Consider the following 13,122-nt stretch of genomic DNA (forward strand, 5'->3'; position numbering starts at 1 on the left):
CATTAAATTTAAGATTCAGCTTCCTCTTCAGCCACCCGAACGCCAATCTTCAACACTTCATTATCTTCTTTCTCGGCCACCGTCCAGATCATCCCGGCAAACTCTACCTGGTCACCGACAACCGGTGCCGCGCCTAGCAACTGCTGGACAATTTCACCCAGCGTTTGCTGTTTATCACGATATTCTCGCCCGTCTTCCAGGCCATATATCAGCGCAACATCAGCATATTTGGCGCTGGCTTCGAGAATGAAGTCACCAAAGAAGCGTTGATCCAGCGCGACCGGTGGCGACTGGCTGAACAGTTTACCGAGCGCCGGGAGATCGCGTTCCCGACCAATTACACACAATACATCGCCTTCGCGCAGTCGGGTGCTGCCGGTAGGATGAAGCAACTGGTTATCACGAAACAGGGCTGCAATACGCGTCTCTTTTGGCATATGCAAATCGCGCAGTGCCGCACCTACACACCATTTATCAGCACTCAATTGATAAACAAACTGCTCCCACAGATTTTCCGGATGAATATCCAGGCCAACGCGTGACACCGGACGTCCGACGGGCGGAACCACCACTTTGGCTTTTTTCGCCGCCCACGAGAGTGATGTTCCCTGCAAGAGCAGTGAAACCAGAACCACAAAGAAGGCGACATTAAAGAACAGTCGCGCATTCTCCAGCCCCGCCATCATCGGGAACACGGCTAGGATGATTGGCACCGCGCCGCGTAATCCCACCCAGCTGATAAACACGCGCTCACGCAGATTGAAACCGCGGAAAGGGAGCAATCCAGCAAATACCGAAAGGGGACGGGCGAAGAATATCATCCATGCCGACAAAATGAGCGCCGGAATGGCAATAGGCAGCAGATCGCTTGGGTTAACCAATAGCCCCAGCACCAGGAACATGGCGATTTGCGCCAGCCAGGCGAGGCCGTCGAAATTTTGCAGGATGCCGTAGCGGTTGCGAATCGGCCGATTACCCAGCAGAAAACCGCACAGATAAACAGCCAGAATACCGCTGCCTTCCAGCGCCGTGGTTAAAGCAAAAATTAAAATACCGCCGCTTAATGCCAGCAATGGATATAATCCGGCAGGCAGGGCGATGCGATTAATCATTTGCAGCAGTAAATAACCACCGCCAAGACCGATGACAATCCCGAGGCCAAATTGCTGCAGAATATCGACCACGAACATCCAACTGACACTGCTTTCATGCTGCTGGATCATTGCAATCAGGGTAATCGTCAGAAAGACCGCCATTGGATCATTACTGCCGGATTCAATTTCCAGCGTCGAGCCAACACGTTCGTTAAGCCCCTTACCACCCAGCAGAGAAAAGACCGCTGCAGCATCGGTGGAGCCGACGATAGCGCCGATTAATAAGCCTTCAATCAAATCAAGATTAAACAGCCACGCCGCCATCATGCCGGTTAAACCAGAGGTGATAAGTACGCCCAGCGTCGCCAGCGACAGCGCCGGTCCTAACGCCACACGAAAGGAACTGGCCTGAGTGCGCATCCCGCCGTCGAGCAAAATAATCGCCAGCGCCAGGTTACTTACCATGTAGGCGAAGGGGTAATTATCAAACGGGATACCGCCGACGCCATCGACTCCCGCCAGCATGCCGATCGCCAGAAAAATAACCAGAATAGGAATGCCAAGACGGGAAGAAAATGAACTAAGTAATATACTGCTGGTGACAAGGATGGATCCTAAGATGAAAAGGCTAATTATTGTTGTGGCATCCAATGGTCGGTTACTCCTGATTACGCTGTCTCTTATATAAACCGTACCATATTAGCGGCAGAGACAGCGTTTTACTTAGCCCTGAAGCGTGATTTTTTTACATTTTAAGAACAGGATGACCGCTAATCGTCAACTGAGCGCCTTCCCGGGTGTTATTCAGAATGGCATGTGCGCCCAACGGCAGCGTAACCGTGCGTTGTTCATGACCAAAATCGAGGCCGGTAATGAGTGGAATCGACAGGCGGGAACGCAAAAACGCGTACACTGACTCCAGGTTGTAACCTGCGTCATAATCATTGGGCGTGCTGCCGCTAAAGCTACCGAGAATAATCGCCTTCTGACGTGGCAAAATTCCCGCATGATAGAGCTGCAACAGCATACGTTCGACGCGGAAAGGGTGCACGTTAATATCTTCCAGCACCAGAATACCGTTCTCAATTTTTGGCATCCACGGTGTACCAATCAGTGAAATCAGCATCGCAAGATTGCCTCCCCACAACGTGCCTTCGGTCTGACATGTCGGGCCTTCCCCTTGCCATTCAATGGTGAAGGTTTCATTGCGTAACGCCAGCCAGAAATGGTGCTCGGTAAAGGCGTTCAGTTCATCCGCACCAAAGTTTGCTACCAGCATGGGGCCGCTAAAGGTGATGACATTGCCTTGCGCCAGAAGACCGCACTGAATGGCGGTAAAATCGCTATGTCCGCAAATGAGTAACGGGTCATGTTGTTGGCGAGCCACCAGTGCCTGCCAGTCAATATCTGCCAGTAAACGACTGGCACCGTAACCGCCGCGTACAGCCAGCACGATGGTGTTGGGGGTAGTCAGTCTGGCAAGGGAATTGAGATCTTCCAGACGCTCCGTTTCCGTACCCGCAAAACGCTCACAACGACGGGCAATAACCTCGACGTTATTGACTTGATGCCCCGCGTCGGTAAGGCGCTGGATACCACGCAGCGCGGCGTGCTGTTTAATGCTGTAACCCCGATGGGGCAATTAAGTGAAACAGAGACATGGCAATTCCTTGCTGACAACAGAAACGAAATGTATATAATGCCGCTTAGGTGTGCCCGTTGTAACCTTAACGGGGATTCCAGGCTATACCGGTTTAAGAATTGAAATTGACATGGTTTGCCTTTTTGATTGGTTATTAGCGGGTTGTTCATCAAAGCATGACTATACGAACCCGCCGTGGAACGCGAAAGTTCCGGTGCAACGTGCGATGCAGTGGATGCCAATAAGCCAGAAAGCCGGTGCAGCCTGGGGCGTCGATCCACAATTGATCACGGCGATTATCGCTATCGAATCGGGTGGTAATCCGAACGCGGTGAGTAAATCGAATGCCATTGGTTTGATGCAGTTAAAAGCTTCAACCTCCGGACGTGATGTTTATCGCCGTATGGGCTGGAGTGGTGAGCCGACGACCAGCGAGCTGAAAAATCCAGAGCGTAATATTTCAATGGGGGCGGCTTACCTGAATATTCTGGAAACCGGCCCGCTGGCAGGCATTGAAGATCCGAAGGTACTGCAATATGCGCTGGTGGTGTCATACGCTAACGGGGCAGGTGCGCTGCTACGGACTTTCTCGTCAGATCGGAAAAAGGCGATCAGCAAAATCAACGATTTGGATGCTGACGAGTTCCTCGATCACGTAGCGCGAAATCATCCTGCGCCGCAGGCTCCGCGCTATATCTACAAACTTGAGCAGGCACTGGACGCGATGTAAATCAGTCGCGCACTTTGTCCGCTTTTTCCCGGGCTTCTCGCTCGAGAGAGAAAATAATCCGCTGTAATTGCCGCTCCACCGTCGGGCTGACGTTAAGAAAACGGAAGCTCAGACGGGGAGTGGTGATGGTTTCATTCTTGCCATCAATCACTTTGCGCTCGCTGGTGGAGATTAACTGGGCGTCAAAGTGAAAAACACCCCATTGCCCCATGTTGACTTCAATTTGAGCGAAGCGCATACCTTCTTGTAATTCGGCAGGCTTTGCTGTTTCCAGTAATGCGCCCATGCCGCCTAACGACAAATCATACAAGCGGAAACGTAACGTACTGTTATCCGCCAGTTTGGTCTGGCAAAAATAAGGCGGATGGAGTGGGGCGGAGATGCGGAAATATCGGCGTCGTTGTACAAACCATAAGGTGGGAGGCGGTACGGTAATAAATGCCGGAAGCTGCAAGTATTCACTCTGCTGTAGTTGTTCAACAGTAAACTCGACTTTCGCACCCTGAGTTTCGGCGGTAATGGTAATGTGCTGTGCCTTTAGCACGGCGATGTTGTCTTCGGCTTGACTGCCGAAATCCAGCACCAGTTTATCCGGGGTTATTGCCAGTATTTTGCTGATCAGCTGCCCGCCATTCCAACTGAGACGCAAAGGAATTGCGGCTTTGTGCAAATCGCGTAACACGCCCAGGACGGCTAACGGATTTTGTTTCAGGAACTGCTCATGGTAATGACTCACGCGGAAAAACTCCTGACTGACAAACTGTCTTTGGTTTATCGGTCATAGTTAACAAAACTTAATACAAATGCGTGAATATTTTTTACATGTTGTTCTTAAATCAGCCGACAAACGCCCAGCATCGATCCCGCCCTTGCCTATACTTAGAGCGTTGACGTAAGCATTTCTTGCGACCGATTCATCGAAACGAGGGCCTGAACATGGGAATTATTGCCTGGATTATTTTTGGCCTGATAGCCGGCATTATCGGCAAGCTAATCATGCCGGGGCGTGATGGTGGTGGATTTTTCCTGACCTGTATTCTCGGGATAGTCGGTGCGGTGGTCGGCGGCTGGCTGGCGACCATGTTTGGCATTGACGGCTCCATCAGCGGTTTTAATTTGCACAGCTTCCTGGTGGCGGTGGTGGGCGCTATCCTGGTGCTGGGCGTATTCCGCCTCCTGCGAAGAGAATAAGATTTTCATAAGGCGGATAGCGATACAGATGCCGCTATCCGCTTTCACATCAGAACGTATACTCGACACCTGCTTATTAGCGGGTTGTTCATCAAAGCATGACTATACGAACCCGCCGTGGAACGCGAAAGTTCCGGTGCAACGTGCGATGCAGTGGATGCCAATAAGCCAGAAAGCCGGTGCAGCCTGGGGCGTCGATCCACAATTGATCACGGCGATTATCGCTATCGAATCGGGTGGTAATCCGAACGCGGTGAGTAAATCGAATGCCATTGGTTTGATGCAGTTAAAAGCTTCAACCTCCGGACGTGATGTTTATCGCCGTATGGGCTGGAGTGGTGAGCCGACGACCAGCGAGCTGAAAAATCCAGAGCGTAATATTTCAATGGGGGCGGCTTACCTGAATATTCTGGAAACCGGCCCGCTGGCAGGCATTGAAGATCCGAAGGTACTGCAATATGCGCTGGTGGTGTCATACGCTAACGGGGCAGGTGCGCTGCTACGGACTTTCTCGTCAGATCGGAAAAAGGCGATCAGCAAAATCAACGATTTGGATGCTGACGAGTTCCTCGATCACGTAGCGCGAAATCATCCTGCGCCGCAGGCTCCGCGCTATATCTACAAACTTGAGCAGGCACTGGACGCGATGTAAATCAGTCGCGCACTTTGTCCGCTTTTTCCCGGGCTTCTCGCTCGAGAGAGAAAATAATCCGCTGTAATTGCCGCTCCACCGTCGGGCTGACGTTAAGAAAACGGAAGCTCAGACGGGGAGTGGTGATGGTTTCATTCTTGCCATCAATCACTTTGCGCTCGCTGGTGGAGATTAACTGGGCGTCAAAGTGAAAAACACCCCATTGCCCCATGTTGACTTCAATTTGAGCGAAGCGCATACCTTCTTGTAATTCGGCAGGCTTTGCTGTTTCCAGTAATGCGCCCATGCCGCCTAACGACAAATCATACAAGCGGAAACGTAACGTACTGTTATCCGCCAGTTTGGTCTGGCAAAAATAAGGCGGATGGAGTGGGGCGGAGATGCGGAAATATCGGCGTCGTTGTACAAACCATAAGGTGGGAGGCGGTACGGTAATAAATGCCGGAAGCTGCAAGTATTCACTCTGCTGTAGTTGTTCAACAGTAAACTCGACTTTCGCACCCTGAGTTTCGGCGGTAATGGTAATGTGCTGTGCCTTTAGCACGGCGATGTTGTCTTCGGCTTGACTGCCGAAATCCAGCACCAGTTTATCCGGGGTTATTGCCAGTATTTTGCTGATCAGCTGCCCGCCATTCCAACTGAGACGCAAAGGAATTGCGGCTTTGTGCAAATCGCGTAACACGCCCAGGACGGCTAACGGATTTTGTTTCAGGAACTGCTCATGGTAATGACTCACGCGGAAAAACTCCTGACTGACAAACTGTCTTTGGTTTATCGGTCATAGTTAACAAAACTTAATACAAATGCGTGAATATTTTTTACATGTTGTTCTTAAATCAGCCGACAAACGCCCAGCATCGATCCCGCCCTTGCCTATACTTAGAGCGTTGACGTAAGCATTTCTTGCGACCGATTCATCGAAACGAGGGCCTGAACATGGGAATTATTGCCTGGATTATTTTTGGCCTGATAGCCGGCATTATCGGCAAGCTAATCATGCCGGGGCGTGATGGTGGTGGATTTTTCCTGACCTGTATTCTCGGGATAGTCGGTGCGGTGGTCGGCGGCTGGCTGGCGACCATGTTTGGCATTGACGGCTCCATCAGCGGTTTTAATTTGCACAGCTTCCTGGTGGCGGTGGTGGGCGCTATCCTGGTGCTGGGCGTATTCCGCCTCCTGCGAAGAGAATAAGATTTTCATAAGGCGGATAGCGATACAGATGCCGCTATCCGCTTTCACATCAGAACGTATACTCGACACCTGCCCAGAAATTGCGACCTTCTTCAATAAACCCTTCACTGTAGGCATATTGGGTATCAAACAGGTTATTGACCGACGCATTGACGCTGAAGCCATGACCTAAGGTGTAATCGGCTCGAATGTGGGTCACCGCAAAACCGGCGGCTTTTTGTGAACCGTCACTGTTGCTGTAGCTGGAGGAACGCGCCTCTTCCGACAGCGTTACGCTTAACGGCTCCCATGGTTTGAGTGTCATCCATGCGGTCATTGTCTGCGTTGGAAGATCGGTTATCTTGCCGATGTCTTTGCGTTTGGCGTCAGCGTGGATCAGAGCGTAGCTCAATCCTACATCCAGTATATTGCTGATTTTCCCCTTAATACCGGCATCCAGACCGCTGTAATCCACCGTGCCGCTGTTCTGATTTTGAATGGTATCGGCATTGATATTGTGCGAGAGGATGGCATCACTCACCCGGTTATAGTAAACGCTGACCTCAAATCCCCAGTCGCGCGTGAAGGCACCATTCCAGGTTAAATCCACCCCGCGAGCGCGTTCCGGCTTGAGCTGCGGGTTAACAATCGCTATCTGGTTATACGCAGGTTTGGATGTGGTATAGCGTTCTTTCAGCGTCGGAAAGCGTGTGCGGTCATAGTACGAAAGCGCCAGAGTGTCTTCATTGGCAAAGTGGTATTTCCCCATCACCTGCCAGTTAAAAGCTGACTGATTGTTGTCGTCATAATGGGTGATGCTGCCATCTTTCTCGTGTTTTTTCGCTTCTACGCTATCGCGCCAGTCATAGCTGATTCCCGCCACGACATCGACATTATCAGCAGCAGCCCATTGATATTCACTGGCGAGCGACCAGGTACGATCTTCATAGCGATCGTAAGCGGCGTGCGGCGCACCTTTTTCCCAGTGTACGTCATCTTTCCAGTTAACGGCAAACGACAGCAGATCGTTTTCACGCACATCGGCTGCCAGTTGTAATCCGGCACCGTCGCTGTAATCGGAATAATGGCTGTAGCTGCCTTTTTTATTTTTCAAATCAGCCAGCGAGTTGTACATCATCAGCGTATTTTCAAAGGTGTCGCGATACAGCCGACTTTTCAGGGTAAAACGGTCGTTTAGTTGGGTCGCTCCCTGATAATAAAAACTTTCTTTGTCATACTCTGGCCACTGCCAGTAGCGTGATTTTTGACCACAATTTCCGCTGTATGGCGGGTTATCTTTTTCACCATCCTGCTTAATGTAAGTCAGCGTGTATTCATCGTTTTCGCGCGGTGTAAAACCGAGCTTCACAATGCCGCGTTTATCATCAGCCGATGAATTAATCATCTTGCCGTGTTTGCCTGCAATATCATTATTTACACCATGCGGCAGGCCGAGAAAATCCTGCTTTAGCTGGCTACCGCTGACTTGCAAATACCCAAGATCGCTGCTGGCGGCAAATGAAGCATGCATATCGTAGGCATTGTCCTGACTACGGCTCCATCCCTGGCGATATCCCAGACTTGCTTCTTCAGGGTGGTGATATTAATGGCTCCGCCCATCTGATTAGGCCCATGAAGCAGCGACGAATACCCTTTGGAAACTTCGACTGCCCCCAGATTGTTGGTCAGAATCCGCGCCAGATCGAGGTTGCCGTCATAGGGGACATAAATGGGCACACCGTCGAAATAGACCGGCACCTGCCGACTATCAAAGCCACGAACTTTTACCTGTTCTTCGTTGCGGCTGCCTGACTTTTGCAGCACCACGCCGGGGACGACACTTAATGCCTGAGCGACATTCTGTTTATCCAAGGCCTTCATGGTGGGTTGATCGAGAACGGTGGTCGTCGTCGATGATACCGGACTGGACCATACGGTCAGCGTGTCGCTCTCCTGAGCCGCTACGGCCTGCTGGGTAAAGGCAAGTGATAATGCTGTGCAGAGATAACGTTTTTTGAGTCTCATAGAATAAATTCCGTTTAACAAAGAATTAAATAGAGGCTGTGGGTTGCAGACTGACTTTAATGTCAGCTGGTGCCGCGTAATAAGGCGCGGAGGTAATAAAAAGGCGAATGCCGCAGTCGAGGTAATTTTTGAGTGTCGTCAGATTAATTCCGCCGGTCAGAGCCAGCGTGCAGTGAGGAGCCAGCGACGGCGCTATTTGCGCAATTTCAGTTGCCTGTTGCGGACTAAATTTGTCGAGCTGAAGTACGTCTGGTTGTGCGCGTAACGCGGCGATAGCCTCTTTCGGCGTGTCGGCTTCAACAACAATTTTCTTCTCGGGTGCGTGGCGACGTAACTGAGCGATTGCGCCTGACCAGCCCTGATTGTCATGAAGAAAATGGCGGTGGTTGGCAAACAATAATATGGTTTCCGCACATCCGGCACGATGAATTAGTCCTCCGGCAGCCAGAATTGCCTGCGAAGCCAGTAAGCGGGTGCCCGGAATTGCTTTTCGGGTGCAGGCGATATTGCCGTCAGGATAACGTTCACGAAGCAATGCCAGCATTTGAGCGAGATAATCAGAAACACCGCAACTCCACTCCAGCACATTCTGGACTGCCTTCCATCCCTGATGAAGTGCTGCGGCATTACCCTGCGCACGGATTAGCCGTTGACCCGCGTTCGCTTGTGAACCGTCGCTGACCGCGTCATCAATAGTTAATCCCAGCGTAGTTAACATCTTACACGCGACAGAAACGCCGCTGACGCAGCCGCCCTGACGGTGAAAAAACGCTATATAGCCAGGCTGGTGTCCAATATTTAATGCTCGCGTGGTCAGGTCACCTCCCTGGATATCTTCCAGCAGTAACGCATCGATTTGTGCCTGAGAAAGGAAAATCATCACAGTGCCTCCTGCGGTACGCTATCCCACCAGATGAGCGCCCAGTCGCGGCTGGCAGGGGCGAGGGCACGAGCATCTTGTTGTTGATACCAGTGATATAACCGCTCACGCTCATCGTCGTTAAGCGCGCCAAGACTCCAGCTGACGTTCTGCTCAAAACGTTCCCAGGTGCTGTTATCCTGTTGGCAATTTTGTCCACGGATAAAATCAACGTGGGCATAAATTCCCATCTGATACAGGACGTTGAGCGCAAAGATATAGTTGGGTAATTCGATCACTTCCCGACCAGCCGCCCGCTGAATGGCTGGAGAGACGAACGAGGTGCTGACCAGATGAGTTGTATAGACGCGAAGCCGTGCCTGATTATTCAGTTTGCTCATTGCATGGCGCATATCAGCCACCAGAGTGGAGCGGGAAGCTACGGCAATATCGCAGCGTGGCAGGTCACTCCAGTCCTCTTCCCAGGCGCGCTGGATCCAGTGGACATTGTCAGCCTTCAGTGCGGCGGCGCGGCGGGCGGCAACGTTCAGCATCCCCTGACTGTAATCAACGCCATAAACCGTAGTGAGTTTGTCAGCCAGCGCCAGCGATACGGTGCCTGGTCCGCAGCCCATATCGAATAAGGTCTGAGCGCCTTGCAGGTCAATTTTAGCGATCAGTTGTTGCAGGTAGCTGTCCGTTGGCGAGGCGCAATTTTCCGCCATTTTCTCCGCCCGTTGATCCCAGTGATCGGGCGTTTTTTCTGTGCGGTGAGCCAGTTTGAGTTGCTGCAGATAAAGGTCTGCAAAATCAATATCATCAATGAGCATGATTGTTCCTTAGCGGCTAATTGCAGAGAGGTGATGATGAATTTGGTCGGCAGAAACCCGATACAGGGCCGCCAGTTTGTTCGTTGTTAACTGTTCGGTCGGTAAGCCTTGTGTTACTCGTCCATCTGGCTCTACTTGGATAATGCTGTCGGCAATGGCGTTGGCATGGAGCGTATGGTGAGTCGACATTAACATTGTCATGCCGTTATTTTTGAGCTGCGCCAGCGTGTCCAGAAGTTGGATCTGATGACCGAAATCGAGGCTGGAGGCGGGCTCATCCAGTAACAACAAGCGCGGTTGTTGGACGAGTGCACGGGCGATTAAAGCCAGCTGACGTTCACCGCCGCTAAGCGTATTCCAGCGTCGTGTCGCCAGATGCAAAATGCCCAGCTTTTCCAGTTGCTCCGTGGCTTTCAGGCGTTCTTGCTTACCGGGAACGGAAAAAGCGCCTATGGTGGGGGCCAGGCCCATCAACACCATATCCAGCACACTGAAAGCAAAAATACCGTCGTGCGCCTGCGGCACCCAGGCAATAGCCTGTGCGCGCTGGCGATGGCTGAGTGTCTGCACAGAGAGGCTATCCAGTAGGATCTCGCCTTTTAATAACGGTATAACGCCAAGAATGGAGCGCATGAGTGTGGTTTTGCCGCAACCATTCGCGCCAAGCAGACAACAAATTGTTCCTTGCGACAGGGTGAAGGACACGTCGCGTAGCACTGGATGGCGGGAGTAACCCAGAGACGCATGACGAACGGCAAGCAAAGTCACTGGCGACCTCCGCGTAACAACAAAAGCAGGAAAAACGGTGCGCCAACAAAAGCGGTCAGAATGCCAAGTGGGATTTCTGTTGTTCCAATGCTGCGCGCCAGCGTATCGGTAAGCAGGAGCAGAATAGCGCCAGTACACATTGCCATAGGCAACAGCTGCTGATGGTTATGACCGGTCAACAAGCGGGCAATGTGCGGAACGACCAGACCGATCCAACCAATTATGCCCGCTATTGCTACCGTGCTGGCGGTGATTAGTGTGGCGCAGACAATCAATCCAAAGCGCAGACGCGTCACGTTCAGTCCCAGCGAACGGGCTTCGTCGTCGGAAAGCGTGAGTAAATTCATGCGCCAGCGGAGAAAAAACAGGGGCAAGGAGCCTATGAGAATGATCGGTGCAGCATAGCAGAGATCGCGTAAGGTCACGGTGGACAGTCCCCCCAGCAACCAGAAGGTAATTGACGGTAACTGGGTGTAAGGATCGGCCAGCGTTTTAATTAGCGATATCCCCGCTCCGCACAACGTTCCTAACGCAATGCCTACCAGCACCAGGGTTAAGATCGGATCGTGGCGGGTCACCCGACGCGTAATCAACCAGACGCCCGCGACCACCATCAGCCCGCCGCAAAATGCGTACAGCTGGATGTAAACAATGGGTAATCCCCACAGGATTGCCGCGCAGGCACCAAGTCCGGCACCGGCGGAGACGCCTAAAATATCCGGTGAAACTAAGGGATTACGCAACATTCCCTGATAGGTGGTTCCGGCTCCTGCCAGCGCTGCGCCCAGTAACAGCGCAGCAAGAATACGCGGCACGCGGATTTGCCAGAAGACAATTTGTTCCTGCACAGACTCATTTTCTTGACGAAGAATTAGCGCCAGCAGTTGCTGCATATCGAGATGATAAGCCCCACTTACGGCGGCAAAAGTGATACTGATAGCTGCCAGCAGCAAAATACATCCGTTTACGATTCTCATTAGCTCGCCACCAATTTTTGATAGTCGGCATCACTGAGTGAACAATGCCAGAACAGTTGGGCGTAATGCTGCATGTCACTTTTAAACTGGCGATTGATGGCGGGATCCAGCCAGGCGTGAAGTCTGCGTAATCCCAGAAGACGGTTGATTCCCGGCGGGGCATCGAGCCAGCCAAAGGGCAAGCCACTTAAAAATAAGATGCGTTGTTCCGCAACGGCTTTCACGCCCTGCCAGAGAGGATCACGACGAATAAAATCTGCAGTAACGGCCTCCTGAACCAGAATAATATCCGGCTGCCAGCGCAGGAGATTTTCCATGGAAACCTGTGTCAGGCCGTGGCGATCGGCTATTTGCGCGACGTTGTGCAAACCTAATAATTCCGCCGCCTCGGTATGCAACGAACCCTGTAAGCCCGTTTCCAGCCCTCGGGGACCGCGCGCAGCATAAAAGCGGAGGTTAGCGGCGGGTGAGGTGGCGAATGCCTGAGCTTCACCAACGAAGTGGCTGGCGAGATTGGCTTGTTCTGCGGCGCGGTGCTCTTCGCCTAACGTTTTGCCAAGCGTTGTTAACTGTTCTGCTGATTGCGCCAGTTTTCCGTTAAGCAATAACCAGGGGATTTGTGTCTGTTCGCTAACCTGCCGTGCCTGGGAGATCAAGGTTTCATCCGTATTGCCGCAATCAACGACCAAATCGGGATGTAACGCCATAAGCCCTTCCAGCGATAGTGTGCTGGCGCGCCCGGCGAGTCGTCCCAGCCTGGGTAACTGGCGAATGTGCTCTGGCAATGGAATTAATGCCTGACGGGCAAAATCAAAAGAGGAAAAACCGACCATTTTTTCTGGCGCGACAGCCAGCAAGAGCAAATCGGCGGGCGCGCCTGCGCTGACGATGCGTGTAATGTTTTGGGCTTCGGGAAGAGATTGCGAAGCAAAACGATTAACTGTTTGTGAAAAGGACGGTAGAGACTGCAGGAGCAGGGTAGATGCAAGTGCCTGCGCAAACGTCCGTCTGGTTATGGGCATGGTGAACATCCTGAAAAGTAAAATCGATATATACTTTCATATATATCGATAAAAATCATGTTCAATATCAAAGTTTAGCTATTGAAAACATGAAGATGTGACGACTTCCGCAAGCCTGTTGACCCTCTCTATCATTAAAAATGTATTTATCAGGTGGCTAAT

13 protein-coding genes, 1 pseudogene and 1 other annotated feature are annotated in these 13,122 nt (G+C 51.7%); of the genes and pseudogenes, 4 read left to right on the forward strand and 10 right to left on the reverse strand.

Translation table 11 applies throughout. The features are described from left to right. Positions 1-8: 8 nt before the first annotated feature. Both SF1181 and ldcA read right to left on the reverse strand, forming a co-directional pair. Entirely contained in the window at positions 9-1,619 is a 1,611-nt protein-coding gene (locus SF1181; RefSeq protein NP_707089.4) for a hypothetical protein, read from the reverse strand. Between the two features lie 220 nt (positions 1,620-1,839). Then, on the reverse strand, positions 1,840-2,736 hold the full coding sequence (gene ldcA, locus SF1182) for a L,D-carboxypeptidase A (RefSeq protein NP_707090.1): 897 nt from the start codon (positions 2,734-2,736) through the stop codon (positions 1,840-1,842). Positions 2,737-2,806: 70 nt separating this feature from the next. On the opposite strand from ldcA, the gene mltE (SF1183) reads away from it, so the two are divergent. Then, positions 2,807-3,466 (forward strand): lytic murein endotransglycosylase E, encoded by a 660-nt coding sequence (gene mltE, locus SF1183; protein NP_707091.1) that lies wholly within the window; start codon positions 2,807-2,809, stop codon positions 3,464-3,466. Between the two features lies 1 nt (position 3,467). Here mltE (SF1183) and ycgR read toward each other — a convergent pair whose 3' ends face one another. Next, positions 3,468-4,202, reverse strand: coding sequence for a hypothetical protein (gene ycgR, locus SF1184; protein NP_707092.1), 735 nt, complete (start codon positions 4,200-4,202; stop codon positions 3,468-3,470). Between the two features lie 167 nt (positions 4,203-4,369). On the opposite strand from ycgR, the gene SF1185 reads away from it, so the two are divergent. Together SF1185 and mltE (SF1186) are read left to right on the forward strand one after the other, a co-directional pair. Next, positions 4,370-4,657 (forward strand): hypothetical protein, encoded by a 288-nt coding sequence (locus tag SF1185; RefSeq protein NP_707093.1) that lies wholly within the window; start codon positions 4,370-4,372, stop codon positions 4,655-4,657. A gap of 136 nt (positions 4,658-4,793) precedes the next feature. Further along, positions 4,794-5,309, forward strand: coding sequence for a lytic murein endotransglycosylase E (gene mltE, locus SF1186; RefSeq protein ID NP_707094.1), 516 nt, complete (start codon positions 4,794-4,796; stop codon positions 5,307-5,309). Position 5,310: 1 nt separating this feature from the next. Here the strand turns inward: mltE (SF1186) and SF1187 are convergent, their stop codons facing one another. Next, positions 5,311-6,045, reverse strand: a complete 735-nt coding sequence (locus SF1187; RefSeq protein NP_707095.1) for a hypothetical protein — start codon at positions 6,043-6,045, stop codon at positions 5,311-5,313. Between the two features lie 200 nt (positions 6,046-6,245). On the opposite strand from SF1187, the gene ymgE reads away from it, so the two are divergent. After that, the gene (gene ymgE / locus SF1188; RefSeq protein NP_707096.2) at positions 6,246-6,500 is read left to right on the forward strand and encodes a hypothetical protein; all 255 of its coding nucleotides are present in this window, start codon (positions 6,246-6,248) and stop codon (positions 6,498-6,500) included. 49 nt (positions 6,501-6,549) lie between these two features. Continuing rightward, positions 6,550-8,525: a sequence feature ('Similar to Escherichia coli O157:H7 EDL933 outer membrane receptor, probably tonB dependent ref: NP_287437.1 (656 aa). BLAST with identity of 98% in 659 aa. This CDS contains an in-frame stop codon. The sequence has been checked and is believed to be correct.'), on the reverse strand. Here the strand turns inward: ymgE and prrA are convergent. The 6 genes and pseudogenes from prrA to SF1194 all read right to left on the reverse strand — a co-directional run bounded on the left by prrA (position 6,550) and on the right by SF1194 (position 12,960). Beyond that, a pseudogene (prrA, locus tag SF1189) lies at positions 6,550-8,525 on the reverse strand. (Overlaps the previous feature by 1,976 nt.) A gap of 4 nt (positions 8,526-8,529) precedes the next feature. Next, on the reverse strand, positions 8,530-9,384 hold the full coding sequence (modD, locus tag SF1190; RefSeq protein ID NP_707097.2) for a molybdenum transport protein ModD: 855 nt from the start codon (positions 9,382-9,384) through the stop codon (positions 8,530-8,532). Then, positions 9,384-10,193 carry a hypothetical protein gene (locus SF1191; RefSeq protein NP_707098.1) on the reverse strand — a complete coding sequence of 270 codons (810 nt, stop codon included), beginning with the start codon at positions 10,191-10,193 and terminating at the stop codon, positions 9,384-9,386. Before SF1191 ends, modD begins: the two co-directional genes overlap by 1 nt. A gap of 9 nt (positions 10,194-10,202) precedes the next feature. Beyond that, on the reverse strand, positions 10,203-10,961 hold the full coding sequence (locus SF1192; protein NP_707099.1) for a ferric enterobactin ABC transporter ATP-binding protein: 759 nt from the start codon (positions 10,959-10,961) through the stop codon (positions 10,203-10,205). Continuing rightward, on the reverse strand, positions 10,958-11,938 hold the full coding sequence (locus SF1193; protein ID NP_707100.1) for an iron ABC transporter permease: 981 nt from the start codon (positions 11,936-11,938) through the stop codon (positions 10,958-10,960). The genes SF1192 and SF1193 overlap by 4 nt, the downstream gene beginning before the upstream one ends. Then, positions 11,938-12,960, reverse strand: coding sequence for an ABC transporter ATP-binding protein (locus tag SF1194; RefSeq protein NP_707101.2), 1,023 nt, complete (start codon positions 12,958-12,960; stop codon positions 11,938-11,940). Before SF1194 ends, SF1193 begins: the two co-directional genes overlap by 1 nt. Between the last annotated feature and the right edge of the window lie 162 nt (positions 12,961-13,122).

Source organism: Shigella flexneri 2a str. 301, assembly GCF_000006925.2.
In the GTDB taxonomy this organism is placed as follows: Bacteria; Pseudomonadota; Gammaproteobacteria; order Enterobacterales; family Enterobacteriaceae; genus ECMA0423.

What these genes read in the sequence shown, in the direction of transcription:
- SF1181 (NP_707089.4), bottom strand. Translation starts at nt 1,619, where the DNA reads ATGCTGGCGGGAGTCGATGGCGTCGGCGGTATCCCGTTTGATAATTAC.
- ymgE (NP_707096.2), top strand. Translation starts at nt 6,246, where the DNA reads ATGGGAATTATTGCCTGGATTATTTTTGGCCTGATAGCCGGCATTATC.
- modD (NP_707097.2), bottom strand. Translation starts at nt 9,384, where the DNA reads ATGATTTTCCTTTCTCAGGCACAAATCGATGCGTTACTGCTGGAAGAT.
- SF1191 (NP_707098.1), bottom strand. Translation starts at nt 10,193, where the DNA reads ATGCTCATTGATGATATTGATTTTGCAGACCTTTATCTGCAGCAACTC.
- SF1193 (NP_707100.1), bottom strand. Translation starts at nt 11,938, where the DNA reads ATGAGAATCGTAAACGGATGTATTTTGCTGCTGGCAGCTATCAGTATC.
- SF1194 (NP_707101.2), bottom strand. Translation starts at nt 12,960, where the DNA reads ATGCCCATAACCAGACGGACGTTTGCGCAGGCACTTGCATCTACCCTG.